Raw genomic sequence first — 2,191 nt, forward strand, 5'->3', positions numbered from 1 at the left:
AAACAATATCTTTATAAAGGAAAGTGGGAAGATATGGATGTTTTGACCGATACAGTTCACATAAAAGATAAGGAAAGTATCACAGTAGATCTAGCTTACACTCGACATGGTCCTGTAGTATATGTGGACTCTCTTCATAATAAAGCTTATGCTGTTCGTTGTGGCTGGCTGGAGGTAGGAGGAGCTCCTTATTTAGCTTCGTTGCGGATGGGGCAAACCAAAACTTGGGAGGAGTTTCGTGAAGCTTGTAGTTACAGTAATATACCAGGTGAAAATATGATATGGGCAGATAGAGAAGGTAATATTGGTTGGCAGGCGGTAGGAATTACGCCGATTCGTCCTAATTTTAGTGGGCTGGTGCCCGTTCCGGGTGATGGCCGTTATGAATGGGCTGGATACTTACCTATTAAAGAACGACCCCATGCTTTTAACCCCTTAAATGGTTTTATTGCGACTGCAAATCAAAATATTATACCACAGGATTATGTACATATGAATGCTGTGGGATATTCTTGGGCGGATCCCTTTAGAGGGGATCGTATTAATGAAGTGTTACGTGGTGGTACTAAGTTCACTATGGATGATATGCGTGAACTGCAGGTGGATTACCTGTCTATACCTGCAAGGCAGTTAATTCCGCTACTCATGAAACTGCCTTTTGATGGTAAGTCTGCCGAAGCAAAAAATAGATTAGCCAATTGGGATTATAGGCTGTTATCCAGTTCAATCGAGGCCGCAATCTATGTGGCTTTAGAAAATGAGATAAAAAGGCTATCGGTAGAACTATTTGTCCCCACCTCTGCTAAAGAAATTATTAAAAGCATACAGTTAGGTAAAATTATTTCTTGGCTTCTTAACCCAGATAGTCGCTTTGGTACTAATCCAGATCAGGGTAGAGACGATTTCTTGATTAAAGCTTTTGACAATGCTGTTGCTAATCTGGAGCAAAAACTTGGAGAGGATATGAATCACTGGCAATACGGGCAAGAAAAGTTCAAACATACTTATTTAGAGCATCCATTGAGCAAGCTTGTCAATTCAAATACAAGAGATAAGTTAGATTTGGGGCCTCTGCCGAGGGGGGGGAATGGTTATACCGTTGGTGCGACCGGGAACAATGACAAACAGAATCATGGTGCATTATTTAAAATTATCGTAAATACAGGTGACTGGGATGCGACAATTGCTACAAGTGGTCCTGGGCAATCAGGGAATCCCGAAAGTCCATTTTATAGTAATCTTTTTGATTCTTGGGCAAAGGACGATTATTTTCCAGTTTATTATAGTAGAAATAAAATAGAAAGTGTTGCGGCTAGTAAGGAGATACTGGCACCTACTGAAAGGTTATAGAAATGTATATTTTTACTCATTGGATGATATGTAATATCTCTATAATTTGGTTTAAATAAATGTATTACGAAAAAAGAAATTTTAGTGAAAAAATATAAAAACATGAAGACTCAGTATATTGTAATCTTACTAGCTATAGTTCCCTTAAAAGGTTTTGCTCAGGAAGTTAATTATGAGGAATCGTTGGTGTCTGACTATGTTTTGCCAGATGTATTGAAAGCTAAGGATGGGAGAGTTATTGCAACTAAGAAGGATTGGGAGAGTTCTCGCCGTCTCGAAATCCTCGATATGTTTGCTAAAGAAATGTATGGAGTTACACCTAGAGATTCGATAGCAGTAAAGTACGAGTTGTTAAAAGAAAATAAACAGGCTTTAGAAGGGCTTGCAACAATTAGGCAAGTGAAGTTTATTTTTAGCAATGGACAACGAGAACATGAAGCTCTTCTTCTTTTGCATATTCCGAACAGGAAGTCTGGTAAAGTGCCGGTATTTGTTGGCTATAACTTTAGAGGCAACCACAGTACAACCTTGGATACAGCTATCCTTTATTCAAGCGGATTTTCATTAATGAGGTCTCCAGATCATCCTGACTGGACTAGAGGAAGTCAAATGGAAAGATGGCCTTATGAAACTATAATAGAAAGAGGATATGCGGTTGCAACGATGTGTTATCATGATATTTATCCAGATAATCATGATATGAGAAAGCATAGTGTAGCATCACTTTTTTCAAGCTATAAACCTAATCTAGTAGATTCAAGTGAATGGGGTGCAATTGGAGTTTGGGCTTGGGGGTTAAGTCGTATTTTAGATTACTTGTTGGAAGAGACTTGGGTAGATA

General features: G+C 38.7%; 1 protein-coding gene and 1 pseudogene. Both read left to right on the forward strand.

The features are described 5' to 3' along the window. Positions 1-1,350, forward strand: a 1,350-nt coding sequence (locus G5B00_RS17775; protein ID WP_163878803.1) for a penicillin acylase family protein, incomplete at its 5' end; no start/stop codon positions are given. Positions 1,351-1,434: 84 nt separating this feature from the next. Continuing rightward, positions 1,435-2,191, forward strand: a pseudogene (locus tag G5B00_RS17780) (hypothetical protein); the annotation flags it as partial.

The sequence above is a fragment of the Parapedobacter sp. SGR-10 genome, from assembly GCF_011030405.1.
Lineage (GTDB): Bacteria > Bacteroidota > Bacteroidia > Sphingobacteriales > Sphingobacteriaceae > Sphingobacterium.